The organism is Sorangium sp. So ce375 (genome assembly GCF_051473855.1).
GTDB lineage: Bacteria > Myxococcota_A > Polyangia > Polyangiales > Polyangiaceae > Sorangium.
The window spans coordinates 8,792,495-8,810,141 of sequence record NZ_CP150335.1 but is presented as its reverse complement, the minus strand read 5'-3'; the positions used below and the strand labels follow the sequence as shown (position 1 = coordinate 8,810,141).

3 protein-coding genes are annotated in these 17,647 nt (G+C 73.9%); all 3 read left to right on the top strand.

Going from position 1 to position 17,647, the window contains the following annotated elements; all coding sequences use genetic code 11:
• Positions 1-5 precede the first annotated feature (5 nt).
• Genes WME90_RS32665 through WME90_RS32655 form a run of 3 tightly spaced genes read left to right on the top strand, consistent with a single transcriptional unit; the run spans position 6 to position 17,586 of the window.
• Positions 6-6,416, top strand: a complete 6,411-nt coding sequence (locus WME90_RS32665; RefSeq protein ID WP_437275956.1) for a type I polyketide synthase — start codon at positions 6-8, stop codon at positions 6,414-6,416.
• A complete protein-coding gene (locus tag WME90_RS32660) occupies positions 6,413-11,803 on the top strand; it encodes a type I polyketide synthase (protein WP_437275955.1) in 5,391 nt (1,796 codons plus the stop codon). The genes WME90_RS32665 and WME90_RS32660 overlap by 4 nt, the downstream gene beginning before the upstream one ends.
• Positions 11,800-17,586: an amino acid adenylation domain-containing protein gene (locus tag WME90_RS32655; protein WP_437275954.1), complete on the top strand. Its 5,787-nt coding sequence runs from the start codon at positions 11,800-11,802 to the stop codon at positions 17,584-17,586. The genes WME90_RS32660 and WME90_RS32655 overlap by 4 nt, the downstream gene beginning before the upstream one ends.
• The last annotated feature ends 61 nt before the right edge of the window (positions 17,587-17,647 follow it).

Here is a 17,647-nt window from a genome sequence, read left to right as displayed (position 1 = left end):
GACGCGTGACGAGCTCGCAGGATCCAGGGGTGCCCTCGCCGCTGCAGCGCGCCTATGCCGCCATCGAGGCGCTCCAGGCGCGCCTTGCCGATCTGGAGCGCAGCCGGCGTGAGCCGATCGCCATCGTCGGTATGGCCTGTCGGGTCCCCGGGGCGGGCACCGTCGCGCAGTTCTGGGACATGCTCCTCCGGGGGGTGGACGCCGTCGGAGAGGTCCCGCCCGAGCGCTGGGACGGCGGTGCGCTCGGCGCGCGCTCGCCCGCGATGCGCTGGGGTGCGTTCCTCTCCGATGCGGACCGCTTCGCGGCGGACGCCTTCGGGATCTCGCCGCGCGAGGCGGTGCACATGGATCCTCAACAGCGCATCTTCCTCGAGGTCGCCTGGCAGGCGCTCGAAGACGCGGGCCTGACCCGGGCCGAGCTCGCGGGCAGCGACACGGGCGTGTTCGTCGCGGCTTACGCCAACGACTATGCGCGCATGCAGCTCGCCGAGCTCCCGCAGATCGACGCGTACACCGCGTCGGGGATCGCCGCGAGCGGCGCGGCGAACCGCCTCTCGTACATCCTCGATCTGAGGGGGCCGAGCCTCGTCGTGGACACCGCTTGCTCGTCGTCGCTGGTCGCGTTGCACCTGGCCTGCCAGAGCATCCGCAGCGGCGAGTGCAGCGCCGCCGTGGTCGGCGGGGTCAGCCTCGTCCTCGGGCCGGAGACGGGGATCGCGCTGAGCAAGTGGGGCATGATGGCCCCCGACGGTCGCTGCAAGACGTTCGATGCGCGGGCTGACGGCTTCGTGCGCGGGGAAGGGTGCGGCGCGCTCGTCCTCCGTCCGCTCTCCGCCGCGCGCCGCGATCGAGACCGGATTCACGCCGTGATCCGCGGTAGCGCGATCAACCAGGATGGCCTGACGGCGACGCCCACCGCGCCGAGCGGCCTCGCGCAGCAGGCGGTCATCCGGGCGGCGCTGCGCAGCGCGGGGGTCGATCCCGGGTCGATCGGCTTCATCGAGGCGCATGGAACGGGCACGGCGCTCGGGGATCCCATCGAGATCGAGGCGCTGCGCGAGGTGTATGGCCGCGGAGACCGGCCGTGCGCCCTCGGCGCGGTGAAGACGAACGTGGGACACCTGGAGGCTGCCGCGGGCGTCGTGGGGGTCATCAAGGCCGTGCTGTCGCTGCGCCACCGCACGATCGCGCCCAACGTGAACTTCGAGCGGCTGAGCCCGCACGCCGAGCTCGCGGGGACGCGCTTTTACGTGCCCACCGCGCAGGGGTCGTGGGACGACGATCGACAACCACGCCGCGCTGCCGTCAGCTCGTTCGGGTTTGGCGGGACCAACGCCCACGTCGTCCTCGAGGAGCCGGCGGGGCCGGGGTCCTCGACGGGCGAAGGCGAAGCGGCGCGTCTGCTGCCGCTGTCGGCGCACGATGCGCCGACGCTCGACGCGCTCGCCGCGCGGCTGCGCGAGCACCTCACCGAGCACCCATCGACGTTCGCCGACGCTTGCTTCACGGCCAGCGCGCGCCGTGATCATCGCGCGCACCGCCTGGCCGTGGTCGGTCGGACCGCGGGGCACGTGGTCGAGCAGCTCGCGGCTCACCTCCGCCGCGAGGCTGCGCCCGGCGTCGCGGTGGGCACGGTGAACGAAGACCGCTGCGCCGGGCTCGTCTTCGTGTTCCCCGGGCAAGGGGGCCAGCACGCCGGCATGGCGCTCGACCTGCTCTCGTCCGAACCGGTGTTTCGTGACGCGTTCGAGGCCTGCGATGCGGCGCTCGCGTCGCTCCTGTCCGTGCGCCCTGCCGACGCGCTGCGCCTCCCGGCAGGCGCGCCTGCCTGGGAGGATCCGGCCGTCGTGCAGCCGGCCCTCTTCGCCGTGCAGGTGGCCCTCGCGGCGTTGTTCCGTCATTGGGGGGCCCAGCCTGCGGCGGTCGTAGGACACAGCTTCGGCGAGGTCGCCGCTGCGCACGTGGCCGAGGCGCTCGATCTCGGTGACGCAGCCCGCGTCATCGCCGAGCGCAGCCGGCTCCTCTCGAGCCAGCGTGGAGGAGGCATGGCGCACGTGGCCCTCGGGGAGGCCGACGTCTCCGCGCTGCTCGCCGGCTTTGCCGATCGCCTGGCGCTGGCGGCCGTCAATGGGCAACGCTCGACGGTGGTCGCCGGTGACGCCATCGCTCTCCAGGCGTGGCTCGGCGACCTCTCGGCTCGCGGCGTCGAGTCCCGTCGGATCGCCGTGTCGGTCGCCTCGCACTGTCCCCTCGTCGAACCGCAGGCTGCCGCGCTGCGCGCATGCCTGCGCGACATTCGCCCCCGCGCGGCGACGATCCCCTTCTTCTCCACGGTGACCGCGTCGCGCTGCGAAGGGACGGAGCTCGGGGCAGCGTACTGGGCCCGCAACCTGCGCGAGCCCGTCCGTTTCGCGGCCGCCGTGGCCTCCTTGCCGGGCCATTGCTCGGCCTTCCTCGAGCTCGGCCCGCACCCCGTCCTCCAGCGTGATCTCACCGATGTCCGCGGAGAGCACGGCTGCGCGGTCGCGGCGCAACGGCGCGATCAAGACGGCATGGAGGCTGCTCTCTCGGCGCTCGGCGCGCTCTATGTCCGCGGGCTACCCGTCGAATGGGCGCGGACCCCGAATGGCCGTGGCGCTCCCACGTCGCTGCCCCCGTATCCCTTCGCTGGGCCTCGGTACTGGCTGCCGCGCGCGTCCGCCGCGCGGGCCCACGCGCCCGGCAGGGGGTTGCTGGGAGCGCCGATCGTATCCCCGCGGGTGCGCGGCTTTGCGGGCGAGCTCGCGGAGACGGCCCCTGCCTATCTCACGGATCACCGCATCGGGGGGCGCGCGGTGGTGCCGGCAGCCGCGCTCGTTGCCATGGCGAGCGTGGCCGCCTCGCGGCTGCTCGGCGGACGTCGCGCCCTGACGGACGTCGTCCTCACAGAGGCTCTCGTCGTGGGGCAAGCCCCGTCCGAGGTGCACGTGCTCGTGGACGTGACCTCCGACGGCGCTGCGAGCGTCGAGATCTTCGCGCGTGGCCCCGAGCCTGGCGGCGCTTTCCAGGCGCACGCGCGCGCGGCGGTCTCGCCGGAGCTGGAATTGGAGCCTCCTCCGAGGGTCGACCTCGCGGCGCTCCGCGCGCGCATGCGCCAGGAGATCGACCCCAGCGCCCTCTACCGGCGCTGTGAGGCTGCCGGGCTCACGTATGGACCCGCTTTCCGAGGGGTGCAGCGCGTATGGACGGCGCCGGAGGAGGTCCTCGGCGAGATCGTCTTGCCGCCGGAGGCGGGAGATCCGGCCCTCGACGACGCTCCCCATCCCGCGCTGGTCGACGCCGCGCTGCAGCTCTTCTCCGCCTGGCTGCCCGACGGAGCCCCGGCCGCCTTCGTCCCCGTGGCGATCGACCGCGTCTCGCTCGGCGGCGCGACCGGCCTCACGCGTCTCTTCAGTCATCTGCGCCTGCGCGAAGGGGGACCCGCGGAAGACGCTGCCGTCGTCGACGGGTCTCTGTTCACGGACGACGGCTCGATCGTGGCGTCGTTCCTCGGCGTCCGAGCGCGCCGGATCGACGTCGCGAGGATCGGGCGCCGCCCGCTCGCGGACGCGCTCTACCGAGCGGTCTTCGTCCCGGCCGGCGGCCGCCCCGGAGAAGGCAAGCTCCCCGGTCGCGTATGGGTGTTCGGCGAGCGCGACGGCCTCGCCGCGCGGCTCGCCGAGGCGGCTGCGCAGCGAGGGGTGCGGTGCGTGCGGGTCTCGATGGGCGAGGGCGAGAGCTCGCCGGCAGCCCATCCGGAGCTCCCGGAGGACTTTCACGCCCTCCTCGCGGGGACCTCGCTCTCGCCGGACGAGGTCGTCGTCTGGCTGGGCGCTCTCTCCGAGGGCCCTATCGCGGCCGAGAGCATCACCTCCGCGAGCGCCGCGACGTCGCTCGCGGGCCCCTTGCACCTCGTCCAGGCGCTCGCGCGGCTCCCTGTCGTCCCTCGGCTCTGCTGGGTCACGCGCGGCGCGCGCGCTGCCTACGAGGGGGCCTCGGCGGCGCCCAGCCAGGCGATGCTCTGGGGCTTTGCGGGCGCCGTCGCGCGCGAGCACCCCGAGCTGCGATCCCTTCGTGTCGACCTCGACCCGAGCCCGCAGGAGGACGAGGCGCTGCGGTTGCTCGCGGAGCTCTCGGGCGCCGACGCAACCGACGATCAGATCCTCCTCCGCGGTGGAGGCCGCCTCGCTCCGCGCCTCGTGCCCGTCGACGACGAGGCGCATCCGGGCAACGTCGCGCTCGTCGCCGAGACGCCCGGCGCGCTCGACAGCCTGAAGCAGAGGCCCATCGGCGACCGCGCGCCCGGCCCTCACGAGGTCGTCATCGACGTACGGGCCGCCGGGGTCAACTTCCGGGACGTGCTCGGCTCCCTGGGTATGTACCCGGGGCCTCGCTTCGAGCTGGGCAGCGAGTGCGCGGGCGTGATCGTGTCGGCCGGCGCCTCGGTCGCTCTGACGGCGGGTACGCGGGTGGTCGCGGCCGTCCCCGGGAGCCTCTCGTCGCGCGTGGTGGCGCCCGCCGCGCTCGTCGCGCCGATCCCGGAGAGCCTCGGCTTCGCGCAGGCGGCCACCCTGCCTGTCGCGTTCCTCACCGCGATCCACGCCCTCGAGGGGCTCGCCCGGCTCGGGCGCGGCGACCGCATCCTCATCCACACTGCGACCGGCGGCGTCGGCCTGGCGGCGCTGCAGATCGCGAGGCGCCTGGGGGCCGAGGTGATCGCGACCGCCGGCAGCCAGGAGAAGCGCGCTCTGCTCGGTCGTCTCGGCGTACGCCACGTCTTCTCCTCGCGCGACCTCTCGTTTGCCGACGGCGTGCTCGCGGTCACCGCGGGGGGGGGCGTCGACGTCCTCCTCGACATGCTCGGGGGCGAGGCGACCGCGGCCAACCTGCGCGCGCTCGCGCCCCGCGGGCGCTACGTCACGCTCAGCAAGCGTGGCCTCTGGTCGAGAGAGGAGGTCGCCGCCGTGCGCCCCGACGTCATGTTCGAGGCGCTCGATCTGGGCGAGATCATGGCCGAGGACGCGGCCGGCTTCGGCGCGCGGCTCGAGGCCCTCCTCGCGCGCGTCGAGCGGGGGGAGCTCTCCCTCCCGCCCTTGTCGACATGGCCGTGGAGCCGCGCTGTCGAGGCGTTTCGCCAGATGGCCGCGGCCGCGCACGTCGGCAAGATCGCGTTGACCCTGCCGCCTCGCCCTGCGGCGAACGTCGTTCGCCGGGACGCGAGCTACCTCGTCACGGGCGGCCTCGGCGGCGTGGGCCTCGTGATGGCGTCGTGGCTCGCGGAGCGGGGAGCCGGGCGCATCGTCTTGCTCGGGCGCAGCGCTCCCGGGGCGGAGGCGCTCTCGACGGTGACCCGCCTGCGCGAGCGGGGCGCGGACGTCGAGATCGTCCACGGCGACGTGGCCGACCCGCTCTTCGTCGATGCGCTCGTCGCTCGCTGCGTCGATTCCGCTGCCCCGCTCCGCGGCGTCCTTCATTGCGCGGCGGCGCACGACGACGCCGCGGTCACCCGCATGACGTTCGCGCGCGCGCGCGAGGTCGTCCGGCCCAAGCTCCTCGGCGCGCTCGCGCTCCTCCAGGCGATCGCCGGGCGGGGCGCTCGGCTCGACTTCTTCGTGCTGTTCTCCTCCGCGGCGGCGACGCTCGGCTCGCCTGGACAGGCCGCCTACGCCGGCGCCAATGCGGGCCTCGACGCCCTCGCGCACGCCGCGAGGGCGATGGGGATCCCGGCCTCGAGCGTTCAATGGGGCCCCTGGTCCAAGGTCGGGCAAGCGGCCCGCCGCGCGGACGAGGAAGCCTGGCGCGCGCGGGGGCTCTGGAGCCTTTCGCCCGCCGAGGCCCAGGAGCTCCTCACGCGCGTCCTCGAGCGGGGCGAGGTGGACGTCGCGGCCATGCGCGCAGACTGGCCGCGCCTCGTCGCTGCGCTCCCCGGAGGGCGCTCCGATCCGCTCTTCGCGAGCCTGCGCCGCGCGGAGAGCGAGCGCCGCGAGGTCGCTCCTGCCCGGGGATCTCTGCGCGACGCTCTCTTGCGGTCCCCGCCAGGGGAGCGGCGGCGCGCGCTCATCACGTCGCTCGAGCGCGAGGCCGCGCGCGTCTTGCGGCTCCCCCCCGAGCAGCGCGTGCCGTCGCAGCGACCGCTGCGCGAGCTCGGGCTCGATTCGCTGCTCGCCGTCGAGCTCCGCACGGCGACCGCCACGCTGCTCGACTGCGCTCTCCCCGCGACCTTCTGGTTCGACCACCCCACGCTCGCGGGCGCGGCCGACGCGCTGCTCTCGAGGCTCCCCGAGCCCTCGGGCGCGGCGCCCACCGAGCGGGCGCTCGACGCGGACGCGGTCTCACGCCTCTCCGAGGACGAAGCCGAGGCGCTCTTGCTCGAAAAGCTCGAGGCGTTGAAAGCATGACGCAGAAGCCACCCTCCCCGAAACCCGACGAGGCCACGCTCTCTCCGCTGAAGCGGGCGCTGCTCGCGCTCGAGCGAATGCAGGCGCGCGTGGCCGAGCTCGAGCGTGGCGCGCAGCCTGCCCCTATCGCCATCATCGGCGGCGCCTGTCGCTTCCCTGCCGGCGCCACGAGCCTCGACGCTTACTGGCGCATGCTCCGCGACGGCGTGGACGCCATCCGGGACGTGCCGCGGGATCGCTGGGATCCAGCCCGCTACGCGCACCTGCTGGAGTCGCCCCAGGAGCTCCGCTGGGGCGGCTTCCTCGACAACGTCGATGCGTTCGACGCTGCGTTCTTCAACATCTCACCCCGCGAGGCCAAGCACCTCGACCCGCAGCAGCGCTTGTTGCTCGAGGTGGCGTGGGAGGCGTTCGAGAGCGCGACGCTGGCCCCGGATCGGCTCGCTGGCAGCCGCACCGGCGTGTTCGTCGGCATCTGCACGAGCGACTACCTGCACATGCACCTCCGGCGTGATCCTTCCGAGATCGACGCCTATATGGGCACGGGCAACGCCCTCGCCGTCGCCGCCGGGCGGCTGTCCTATTATTTCGGATTGCGCGGCCCGAGCCTCGCCGTCGATACGGCCTGCTCCTCCTCGCTGATCGCCCTGCACCAGGCCGTGCAGAGCCTGCGCCGAGGCGAGACCGATCTCGCGCTCGCGGGCGGCGTCAACGTCATCCTCTTGCCCGAGATCGCCATCACCTTCTCGCGCGCTCGCATGCTGGCCGCGGACGGGCGCTGCAAGACGTTCGACGCTCGCGCCGACGGGTTCGTCCGAAGCGAAGGTTGCGGGCTCGTCGTCCTGCGGAGGCTCGACGATGCGCTCGCCGCGGGCGACCCGATCCTCGCCGTCGTCCGCGGCACCGCGGCGAACCAGGATGGTCGCAGCAATGGCCTCACGGCCCCCAACGGACCGTCGCAGGTCGACGTGCTGCGCGCCGCGCTCGCCGATGCGGGCGTGCCGCCGGCGTCGATCGATTACGTCGAGGCGCACGGCACCGGGACCAGGCTGGGAGATCCCATCGAGGTCCAAGCGCTGCTCGAGGTCTTCGGCGCGTCACGCCGCCCGGACCGGCCGCTCTGGCTGGGATCGGTCAAGACGAACCTCGGCCACCTCGAGGCTGCCGCGGGGATCGCGGGGGTGCTCAAGACGGCGCTCGCGCTGCGTCACCGTGCCTTGCCGCCCCACCTTCACCTGCTCGAGCTCAACCCTCACCTTCGCGACGTCGCGGGCCGGATCGCGATCCCGAAGACGCGCTGTGCATGGCCCGGGAGCGGCCCCGAGCTCCTCGCCGGGGTCAGCGCTTTCGGGATCAGCGGGACGAACGCGCACGCCATTCTCGGCTCGCCGCCCGCAGAGCCGGAGGCCGCGCCGTCGCCGGCCCGCCCACGTCTCTTCACGCTCTCCGCGCGAGATCCCGCGGCCCTCTGCGAGCTCGCGGCGCGGACCGCCGAGGCGCTCGATCCATGCTCGCCCGAGGGTTTCGCGGACGCCTGCTTCACGAGCCAGCTCGGCCGCGCCCACCTCGAGCACCGCGCCGCGATCGTCGCGGAGGCGAAGGCCGTGGTCACGGCGGCGCTGCGCGATCTCTCCACGACGGGCGCTCATGCCGACCTCGTCCAGGGCGAGACCTCGTCGACGGAGCCGCTCGCCCCCGTGTTCGTCTTCCCCGGGCAGGGCGCGCAGTTTCCCGGCATGGGCCGCGAGCTCTTCGCCGCCGAGCCCGTGTTCCGCAGCGCGCTTGAGCGCTTCGGGAGGCTCGTCGACGAGCACCTCGACAGGCCGCTCCTCGATGTCCTCTTCGGCTCCGACGCGGAAGCCCTGCTCGGCGCCACGGCCAATACCCAGCCGGCGCTGCTCGCTGTCGAGCTCGCGCTCGCAGAGCTATGGGCCTCCTGGGGGGTGAGACCCGCGGCGGTGCTCGGCCACAGCGTCGGCGCCTATGCAGCCGCTTGCATTGCTGGGATCCTCGACCCGGCGGACGCCCTCCGCCTTGTCGCCGCGCGAGGGCGGCTCATGCAGGAGCGCTGCGAGAGAGGCGCGACAGCTGCCGCCCTGGCCGGCCCTGATCGGGTCGCGGCGATCCTGCGCGAGGCGGGGATCGAGGGCGTCGAGATCGCGGCCATCAATGGGCCCGACAACGTCGCCGTGGCGGGCACCTCCAGGGCGATCCAGGCGGCCAGCGCCGCGCTCGCGCGAGCCGGCGTCGACGTCCGGCTGCTGCCTGTCTCGCACGCCTTCCACTGTCGCCTCGTGGACCCGATGCTCCCGCCGTTCGCGGCGCTCTGCCGCGAGCTGCGCCACGCGGCGCCCGCTGTGCCGTTCGTCTCCGACACGACCGGCGAGTGGCAGACCGCCCTGGATGGGGACGCGTGGGTCCGCCACGTGCGCGCCCCGGTGCGCTTCGGCGATGGGCTGCGGACGCTGTCGGCGGCCGGTCATCGCGTGTTTCTCGAGGTCGGGCCAGGCAGCTCGCTGTCCGCCATCGGCCGCCGGACGTTCGACGACGCGCACACGTTCGTCCCGAGCTTCCGGCGCTCGGGCGACGCCCTTTCGCACGCCGTGCGCGCGCTCGCGACCCTCTATGTACGCGGCGCGTCGCCGCGGTGGGAGGCGCTCCACGAGCCGGGGCGACGCCGCCGCTCCGAGCTCTTGCCGCATTACCCCTTCCAGCGCCAGCGCCACTGGATGGCCCCCGCCTCGACGCCGCGGCGGATCGAAGGGCACCCCCTCCTGGGCCCGGCGAGAGGGCTCGCCGATGGTCAAACCTGCTTCGAGGCGGAGATCGACGCGGAGAGGCTCCCTGGCGTCGCGTCGGACCACGTCGTCTTCGGCGCGGCGCTGGTCCCTGGCGTGGCCCTGCTCGAGGCCATGGATTCGGCCGCGCGGGCCCTCCTCGGCGCCGAGGCGTACGCCGTGGAGGACGTGTCGATCCACAAGGCCCTGCTCCTCCCGGCGAGCGGCTCGCGGATCCTGCAATCGCTGGCGGCTCCCCTCTCGCCGGACCGATCCTCGTTCCGCATCTTCAGCCGCGCGCTGGTCGGGCAGGGGACCTCGCCCTGGACCGAGCACGCGAGCGCGACGCTCGCGCGCGCCCGCGCGAAGGCCGAGCCTGTCGACATCGATTCCCTTCGCCGGCAGGCCCCCACCTCGGTCTCGGGAGAGCGGTTTTACACGAAGCTCCTGCGCAAGATCGGAGGCGACGGGCCGCGCCCGGGGGCGACCCATCAGCGCCTCACGACGCTCTGGGTCGATCGGGCGGAGGCCGCGGGTCGATTCGACGCCGCGACCATCCCGCGGCCTCGCGACGGAGCGTTCGGCGTCGCGCCGCTCTTCCTCGGCCTCGACGCGTGTTTCCAGCTCGTCGAGGCCATCCGCATGCACACCCCGGGGTGCGACGACGAGGCGCTCTACTTGCCAGTCCGGGTCGAATCCATGCAAGTGCACGGCGCAGGCCCGCCGGCGTGGGTGCACGTCCGCCTGGATGCGGCCCCCCGTCCGACCGACGAGCTCATCCGCGGCGATGCGCTGGCCCTCGACGAGGCGGGCGCACCGCTCGCCGTGCTGCGAGGTTTCTGGTTGAAGCGCGCCACGGCCGAGGCCGTGGCGCGGCTCGTCGCCCAGGAAGCTCCCCGCGTCTGCTCGCTGCGGTATGTCCCCGTGACGCCGCCCCCCCGGGCCGATCTCGAGGGCTCACGGTGGCTCGTCTGCGGCGCCGGCGCGGCCCTCGCAGGCGAGCTCTGCGGTGCGCTGCACGCGCGGCGCGCCTCCGCGTCCGTCGTCGCAGCGAGCTCGTCGCTGCGTGACGCCCTCGCGGGGGAGCCTGCCCACGGGTCCGCCGTGGTGCTCTGGGTGCTGCCCGACGCGCCCGCCGACGACCGGACGCCTCACGTCCGCGCAGAGCAGCTCTGCGCGGATCTGCTCCCGGCGATCCAGGCGCTCGCTGTCGCCGAAGGGGCGTATCGCTTCTGGCTCGTCGTCCCGGCCGGGGACGCCGCCTCTGCGGCTGCGGCGGGCCTCGCGCGGACGCTCGCGTGGGAGCACCCGCGCGCGTGGGGCGGCGTCGTCGAGGTCGACACGAGGACGCCCGCGTCTCTCGGGCTCCTCGTCGACGCGCTGGCCGCCGAGGTCCCGGAGGATCACCTGAGCGTCGATTCCGCCGGCCTGCAGGCCGCGCGGATGATCGATCTCACCCAGGCCTCGAAGGCGAGCGCCTCTCCGTCGCCGCCGCTCGGCGCCTCTCCCGGGCCGCGCCCGACAGCGTGGCGAGCCTCCCCCGATGCGACCTATATCGTCGCCGGCGGCCTCGGCGCGCTCGGCGGCGCCGTCGCGCGGCGGCTTGCCGATCGAGGCGCGCGGCACATCGTCCTCGTCGGGCGCGACGCTCGGAGCGCGGACGAGGCGATCGCCGAGCTCGGCCGGCGCGGCGCGAGCGCGCGCTTCGTCGCCGCCGACCTCGCCGACAGGGCGGCGCTCCGCGCCGCGCTCGAGCCCGTGCTCGGCGCGTCTCCGCCTGCCCGCGGCTTCGTCCATGCCGCCGGCGCGCTGGATGACGGTGTCCTCGTCAATTTGACGCCGGAGCGACTCACCTCCGTCATGCGGGCCAAGGCGGCGGGAGCGGCGAACGTGCACGCCCTGATCGGGCACCAGCCGCTCGATTTCCTCGTCTTCTTCTCCTCGGCGACGGCCGTCTTCGGCGCGCCGGGGCAGGGAAACTACGGCGCCGCGAATGCGTTCCTCGACGCTTTCGCCCGGCAGATCGCGGCGTCCGGGGGCGCTGCGCGCAGCGTCGCGTGGGGGCCATGGGCCAGCGCGGGCATGGCGGCGCGCCGCGCGTCGACGGGCGCGCTCTCCATTCGGGGGCTCGCCCCTCTGGACCCCGAGGTCGCGCTCGATACGCTGGAGAGCATCCTGGCCGGGAACGAGCCGTCGTGCGTCGTCCTTCCTCCGGATCTGGCGCCCCTCTCGGCGGCTCATCCCCTCGCGCCTCGCGCCTCGCTCTTGCGCGGCCTCGTCGCTCCACCCCTCGCGGCTCCTCCGCCGCCTCGCGGCGGGGCCGATCCTGGCCGCCCGGCGCGCCCGCGGGAGGCGTTGCTCGCCCTCGTCGCCGCGGTGCTCGGCGGAGGCGACATGCCCCTCGATCCGGCGCGCCCGCTCGCCGCGCACGGCATGGATTCGCTCATGGCCGTCGAGCTGCGCGACCGCATCGCGCAGACCTTCGGCGTGCGCGTCACGCTCGTCGAGCTGCTCGCGGAGATCACCCTCGACGCCCTGGTCGAGCGCGTGCAGGCGCTGCTCCACGAGACCGCCGCGGGCGAGGACGAGCTCGAGGAGATCACGGTATGAACGTAGAAGAGCTCCTCGATGCGCTCGGCGCGCTGGGCGCGACGCTCTCGGTGGACGACCGAGGACAGATCCGCTGCCGCGCGCCTCGCGGCGCGATCGCACCCGAGCTCCTCGCGGCGCTGCGCGAGCACAAGGAGACGCTCGTCGCGCGCCTCTCGCGGAGACCGTCGACCTTCCCGGCCATCACGCCGGACCCTGCGCGCCGAAACGAGCCCTTCCCCCTCACCGATATCCAGGAGGCTTACTGGATCGGCCGCAGCGGCGCGCTGGGGCTCGGTGAGGTCGACTGTCATGGCTATTTCGAGTTCGACCGCGTCCCTGGGCTCGATCCTGCGCCGCTCGAGCGCGCGCTCCAGCGCGTCATCGACCGGCACGACATGCTGCGCGCGATCATCACCCCCGAGGGCGCCCAGCGGGTCCTGCCCGAAACGCCTCCGTACCGCGTCGCGGTGCTCGACCTTCGCCGCCGCCCGGCCGAGCAAGCCGAGCTGGCCCTCGCGGCCGTCCGCGCCGAGATGTCCCACCAGCGGTTCGACCCGGGCCGCTTCCCGCTCTTCGATGTCCGGGTGAGCCTGCTCCCGGAGCGCTCCCGCGTGCACGTGAGCCTCGATGCCCTGCTCATCGATGCCGCGAGCGCCCTGCGGCTCTTTCGCGAATGGCAGGAGTGCCACGACCACCCCGAGGCGACGCGCGCGCCGCCCGCGCTGACGTTCCGCGATTATCGCCTCGCAGAGCTCGCGCTCTCCGAGGGCCCGGCCGCCCGGGCGGCGCGCGCCTATTGGTTCGAGCGGCTCGACGAGCTCCCCCCTGCGCCCGAGCTGCCGGAGCGGAGCGTGACGGAGCCGCCGCGCTTCGTGCGCCGCAGCGCCCGGATCGACCGCGCGTCCTGGGAGAGGCTGAAGGCGCGGGCGAAGGAGGCCGCCGTGACCCCTTCCGCGGCCGTTTGCGCGGCGTTCGCCGAGGTCCTCGCCGACCACGCCAGGCGTCCGCGCTTCTCCCTGAACCTCACGCTGTTCCGACGATTGCCGCTCCACCCCGACGTGGAGTCGATCCTCGGTGAGTTCACCTCGACGTTGCTGCTGGCGGTCGACGTGCCGGAGGCGCCCTTTCGCGCGCGCGCGCGGGCGCTCCAAGAGCGGATGTTGCGGGATCTGGAGCACAGCCAGATCTCCGGCCTCGAGGTCCTGCGCGAGCTCGGGCGGCGCCGCGGAACGGTGGGCCGGCAAGCCATGCCCGTCGTGTTCACGAGCCTCTTGCCGAGCCAGGGCGACGCCGCGCCCGGGTTGCCGTGGGCGTGGCTCGGGGAGCTCGTGTACAGCGTGACGCAGACGCCGCAGGTCTCGCTCGACTACCAGCTCCTCGAGGACCGGGGGGACCTCGTCGTCCAGTGGGACAGCATCGACGCGGGATTCCCTCCCGGCCTCATCGCGGCGATGTTCGCGGAGCACCACGCGCGGCTCCTCGCCCTCGCCGACGACGAGGCGGCGTGGGACGCGCTGGCCACCGATCGTCCGCTCGCGCACCCGGAGGTGCAGGCGACGGATCGCTCTTTTCCGGGCGGCTTGCTGCACGAGCTCGTCGCGGAGCAGGCCCTGCGGACGCCGGACGCGCTCGCGGTCGCGTGCGGCGTGAGCCGCCTCGATTACCGCGAGCTCGAGCGGCGGTCCAACCAGCTCGCGCACCGGCTCGTGCGGGCGGGAGCGCGGCGAGGTGATTGCGTCGCCGTCACCCTCGACAAGGGCGTCGAGCAGGTCATCGCGGCGCTCGCGGTGCTCAAGGCCGCCGGAGCGTACGTCCCCGTCGATCCGCAATGGCCCGACGCCCGGCGCGCCGACGTGCTCGAGCGCTGCGGCGCGACGATCGCCGTCACGTCGAGGGAGCTCTCGGCGACCCTCTCCTTCAGCGCGGCCCTCACGATCGTCTGCGCGGATGATCCAGCGCTCGCGGGCCACCCGGACGTCGCCCCGCGCGTCGCGCAATCGGCCGACGATCTCGCCTACGTGATCTTCACCTCGGGCTCGACCGGCACGCCCAAGGGCGTCGAGATCGAGCACCGGGGCGCCGTCAATACGATCCAGGACATCAACGAGCGCCTGTCGGTCGGCCCGGGGGATCGCGTGCTGGCGCTCTCCGCGCTCGGCTTCGACCTCTCCGTGTACGACATCTTCGGCCTGCTCGCCGCAGGAGGCGCCGTCGTCTTGCCCGAGCCTTCCATGCGCATGGAGCCCGCGCGCTGGGTCGAGCTCCTGGTCCGCGAGCGCGTGACGCTGTGGAACACCGTGCCGGCGCTCCTCGGCGTGCTCGTCGATCACCTGGACCTTCGCGGCGAGCCCCCGGAGCTCTCCCTGCGCGCCGTGTTGCTGAGCGGCGACTGGATCCCGGTGGGCCTGCCAGCGCGCATCCGCGCGTTCGCCCCCGGCGCGCGGCTCGTCGCGCTGGGAGGCGCGACCGAGGCCTCCATCTGGTCGAACGCCTTCGAGATTGGCGAGATCTCCCCCTCGTGGAGCAGCGTTCCGTATGGCCGGCCGCTGGCCAACCAGCGCATGTACGTGCTCGGCGATCGCCTGGAGCACCGACCGGTCTGGGCCCCTGGCGAGCTTTACATCGGAGGGGTCGGGCTGGCGCGCGGCTACCGGGGTGATCCCGCCCGCACGGCCGCTTCCTTCATTCGCCACCCGCGCACCGGCGAGCGGCTCTACCGGACGGGGGACCTCGGCCGGCTGTGGCCCGAGGGGATCATCGAATTTCTCGGCCGCGAGGACACGCAGGTCAAGGTCGCCGGTCATCGCATCGAGCTGGGAGAGATCGAGGCCGCGCTGCAGCAGCACCCCGCGGTGCGCGTCGCTGTCGCGGCCGCGCAGGGCAGGCCCGGCGAGGAGCGGAGGCTCATCGCCTTCGTGGTCCCCCGCGACGCGCCGCCGTCCGTCGCGGAGCTCAGGGCGTTCCTTGCGGATCGGCTTCCTGCGGCGTTCCTGCCCGCGGCTTTCTATCGGATCGCCTCCGTGCCCCTCTCCAGCAACGGCAAGGTCGATCGGCGCGCCCTGCTGGAGAGCCCCGGGGAGTCGCTCCTCGATGCCGAGACGCGGCTGCCGCTTCACGGCCGCGCGGCGCCCGCGCCGTCGAGCGACGCCGGCGTGACCGCCACCATCACCCGCCTGGCCGAGGAGGTCCTGAAGAGCGGGGCGCCTTCGCTCGATGACGACCTGTTTCGCCTCGGGGCCAGCTCGCTCGATATCTTCCGGCTGCTCAATCGCCTCGAGCAGACCTTCGGCTCGCGCCCGACCATGGAGGCGGTGTTCCGGAGCCCACGGCTCCGCACGCTCGTCGACTTCTACGCGCCAGCTCCAGCGGCGCCGAGCCCGGAGGCGGCCGACGCCGCGCACCGCCCCCGGCACGAGCTCCTCGGAGACGCGGGCGCTCGCGCTGCGTTCAAGGCTTCCGAGCGCGGGCTCCGGCGCTTCGCTGACGACACCTCGTTCGTCCCGCTCGAGGCGCGGAGCCAGCCTGCGGCGCTCGCCCGGCGCAGCCACCGTCGCTTCGGCCTCCGCCCGCTCCCGGCGGCGACGCTGGGCCGCTTGCTCTCGCCGCTCGGACGAGCGGAGATCGATGGAGTCGGGCGCCGCCGGTATGCCTCGGCCGGGGGGCTCTATCCCGTGCAATTGTACCTGCACGTCAAGCCGGGCAGGGTCGAAGGCGTCCAGGCCGGCACCTATTATTACGACCCGCGCGAGCACCGCCTCGCCCGCCTGTCCGCGGCGCGGCAGTGCCATCCGGCCATGCACGCGCGCACAAACGCCACCGCGGCGGACGAGGCGGCGCTCACGCTGATGCTGTTCGCGGACCTCGCCGCGATCGAGCCCGTCTACGGCGAGCTCGCGCCCCGCTTCGCCGCCGTGGAAGCAGGGCTCATGGCGCAGCTCCTCGACGAGGAGGCCGTGCGGTGTGGCCTCGGGCTCTGCCACCTCGGCGTATTCGACGTCGAGCGCGCGCGCCAGAGCTTCGACCTCGGCCCCGATCACCTGCTGGTCCTCGGCCTGCTCGCCGGTCCCCCCGACCCCGACGCTCCCCCGGTCACCGACGACGGAGGCCCCGAGCCTCCCGTCGCGCGCTCGCACCGCATCGCCACGCGCGTCGCGGCGCTCGGCGAGGACGAGGCGCAACGCATGCTCGATGCGCTCGAGCCGCGCGAGGAGGGACGGCGCCTCCGCCAGGAAGGGCCAGGTCATTCCCCCCGGACCCCCGGGACGATGAGCGCGGCCGAGCTCGCGCGAGCCCTCTCGACCCTCTCTCCGGTGCAGCGCTCGTTATGGGCGAGCCTCGCAGCGGAAGCGGGCGTCGATGCGCTCGAGCTCGGCCCTCTGCCCGCGCCGCGGCCGCGCGGCCCGGTACGGCTGTCGGACGCGCAGATGGGCGTGTGGCTCGCGCAGGAGCTCGCCCCGGAGGCGCCCCTCTACAACCTCGGCGCCGCAGCGCGGTTGCGAGGTCCGCTCGATCCGCGCGCGCTCGAGGGCGCCCTTCGCCGCGTGCTCGCGCGCCACGCGGTCCTGCGCAGCCGCGTGGTCGTCGAGGGCGGCATCCCCAGGATGCGCATCGAGGAGAGCTCGCCGGCCGACCTCCCCCGTGGCTCGGCCCGTGAGAGATCCCTCGCGCACGTGCTCGCCGAGCTCGGCGAGTGGGCCCGCCATCCGTTCGACCTCCAGCGCGACCCGCCCTGGCGCGCCCGGCTCCTCGCGCTCGGAGAGGACGACCACCTGCTCGCGCTGTGCCTGCACCACATCGTCGCCGATGGCTGGTCGATGGGGCGCCTGCTCTGCGACTGGCTCGACGCCTATGCCGCCGCCGAGCGCGAGGGGTCGCCGACAACCGCGCCGCTTCCCATCGATTACCTCGACTATTGCGCCTGGCAGCAGGCGCGCAGCGAGCAAGGGCGCTGCGACGCGGACATCGCCTACTGGCGCGGCGCCTTCACCCCGGCGCCCCCCGCGCTGCTCCTCCCCCCGGATCGGCCCGCCCCGCCTCGCCCGACCTACCACGGCGCGCGCCGGCACCTCGCGCTCGATCCGGCGCTCGCCGAGGCTGCACGGGCCCTCTCGCGCTCCGCGGGGGTGACGCTCTTCTCGGTCCTCCTCTTGCCGCTCGCCGTGCTCGGCCTGCGGGCGACAGGCGGCGAGCTGTTCACCCTGGGGACCGTCACGGCGCACCGGACCCGCCCCGAGCTCGAGGGGCTCGTCGGCCTGTTCGCGAACTCGCTCGCGCTGCGCTGCGACCTGCGCGGAAATCCGAGCGCGCGTGCGCTGCTCGCCCGCCTGCACGGCGCGTGCAGCGAGGCGTTCGCGCACCAGGAGGCCCCCTTCGAGCGCTGGGCCGGGGCCCTGGGGCGGCGCGGCGGCGCGCCGCCGTTCGATACGTTCTTCGTCTTGCAGAACGCGCCTCCCCTCGCGGAGGTGCTGTCTGCGCACCGGCGCGCCGGCCTCGAGATCGAGGCGGTGGAGCTCGACGTCGGCGCCAGCAAGCTCCCGTTCGAGCTCTGGTTATGGGAGACGCCCGACAGCATCGCCGGCACGGTCACCTACCAGACGGAGCGCTACGAGGCGGCGCGCATCGAGCGCTTCGTGGGCGATTACCAGGCGCTGCTCGCCGCCGTCGTCGCGAGCCCCGACACCCCCGTGCTCGCGTTGCCACTCGCGGGCCAGGGAACGCGGACCTCCGCGCCGCAGCCGGTCGCGCCCGTCGCGATGTTCCGGTTCGACCGGATCGAGGACCCCGAGGCCGACTTCACCTGAACCGTCGAGGCGCCAGCATGCAGAACGACGCAGAGCTTCCCGCCTTCTCGTTCAACCAGCT